The sequence below is a fragment of the Aeoliella straminimaris genome (genome assembly GCF_024054565.1).
GTDB lineage: Bacteria > Planctomycetota > Planctomycetia > Pirellulales > Lacipirellulaceae > Aeoliella > Aeoliella straminimaris.
This window is the reverse complement of record NZ_JAMXLR010000013.1, coordinates 1-1,341: the sequence shown is the minus strand read 5'-3', so window position 1 is coordinate 1,341 and position 1,341 is coordinate 1. Positions and strand designations below refer to the sequence as shown.

Below are 1,341 nucleotides of genomic sequence, written 5' to 3'. Positions count from 1 at the left end.
TCAAGTGAGTGATTTCCTGTCGTCTTTACGTAGGGGTAGCAGCGTCCCTATTGGATAGTGCAGTGTTTTCGGCATTGAATTAGTGACTCGTTGGTTTGTGTTGATCACAGTCGTTGTTGTTTGGCGAGTTGGGAGCAGCCTTGTTTTGGTTTTCCAGCTGCACCTCGACACATCTCTTCGCTTGCTGGCGACCCTCCGGTCACCACCCGGACTACGTGAGTCCGGCGCGGACATTTCTTTGCGACTGTCTCGTGGTGCGTGGCCGCCCTAATCAGCGGTTCGCACGTCGAAGCGTGTCGATGCGAGTTCTCGGGCTGGCCTCGCAACACGAGGGTTCTTCACCGGAGTGAAGACCAATGCAACATTTGAGTATTTCTTTGGCTCCTTTTGCGGAACAGAGAAGAGGGTAAGGGGGTCTGGGGGAAGGGGACGCATTCCCCCGGCCGGCGAAGCCGGTAAGTCTGTATCAAGATGCCAATGCCTTTACGATTTGCCGTTGTTTCTCCACCTCGGCAGGCCCTCCGGAGACGTAAGGCATCTGTTCTCGCAACATCTTCCAGATGATCGTCACCAGTCGTCGCATCACGGCGACACGAGCGATTCCCGATCCACGTCGACGCTTGATTCGTTGGTACCATGCACGCATCCAGGCGTCCTTCCGCAGTACATGGTAAATACAGTTGCTCAGCAAGCCTCTGACGAGAGAACTTCCTTCTTTGGTAATCGAACCTGGTCGCTGCTGATCACCGCTATTACAGCACCCCGGAGTCAGTCCAAAGAAGTTAGCCAGACTGGAAGGCCGAGGAAAGTCTTGCGGATTGCCGATGCGCGAGGCAATTGCCACGCTCGAATAGCTCCTTAGGCCCGGGACAGATGCCACGATCATTGCCGCAGGGGATTCGTTATGCATCTGGTTGATCTTCTCCTGCACTTTTTGCAGATGCTCGCGTAACAAGGCCCATTGGGCCAGGAGTAGATCCAGCTCCAGCCGATCGACCTGCGGCAGCGCTAACTCGGTAAGCCATTGACGGCCGCGCTGCGTATCGATGGACTTGGTGGGACAATCGTGTTGGAGGTTGTGCTTCAGCAAGATGCGGTGGATCTTGTTGACGGCCTTGGTCTTCTGTTTCGATAAATGCCTCCTCAGGCTTGTGATCTGCCGTTGCTCGGACTCCTGCTGTGTGCAGGGACGAACACGGCGAAGCCCCGCTAGACGTTCACCATTCACCAGCGCGATTCGATTCACCCATAAAAGATCACGCAAGGCCCGAGCGTCCCGGCGATCGGTCTTCCTGCGACTCCGTTGTTGAGGCTGAATCAACACAATCTCACGGCACCCGT

At 55.6% G+C, this 1,341-nt stretch carries 1 protein-coding gene; it reads right to left on the bottom strand.

Translation table 11 applies throughout. The features are described 5' to 3' along the window. Positions 1–466: 466 nt before the first annotated feature. Positions 467–1,341 (bottom strand): IS110 family RNA-guided transposase (locus NG895_RS03060; protein WP_252850980.1); only part of this gene is annotated, 875 nt, incomplete at its 5' end.